Origin of the sequence: Pseudomonas sp. 67(2021), assembly GCF_017491835.1 — a bacterium.
Taxonomy (GTDB): Bacteria; Pseudomonadota; Gammaproteobacteria; order Pseudomonadales; family Pseudomonadaceae; genus Aquipseudomonas; species Aquipseudomonas atacamensis.
This window is the reverse complement of the sequence record NZ_JAFGYL010000124.1, coordinates 1-237: the sequence shown is the minus strand read 5'-3', so window position 1 is coordinate 237 and position 237 is coordinate 1. Positions and strand designations below refer to the sequence as shown.

The following is a 237-nucleotide window of genomic DNA, read 5'->3' as shown; positions in this document are numbered from 1 at the left end:
CCAGCGCCGCTTTCTCCTGCTGCAACGCCTGGATCTTCTCTTCGACGGTGCCTTTGGCAATCAACTTGTAGACGAACACCGGATTGTTCTGCCCGATGCGATACGCCCGATCAGTCGCCTGATTCTCGGTTGCCGGGTTCCACCACGGGTCGTAGTGAATCACCGTATCGGCTTCGGTGAGGTTCAAACCGACACCGCCAGCCTTCAGGCTGATCAGGAAGATCTGGCGCGTGCCGC

1 protein-coding gene is annotated in these 237 nt (G+C 59.1%); it reads right to left on the bottom strand.

Translation table 11 applies throughout. The features are described 5' to 3' along the window. On the bottom strand, window positions 1–237 hold a 237-nt coding region (locus J5M66_RS26820), incomplete at both ends, for a C-terminal helicase domain-containing protein (protein WP_207810277.1).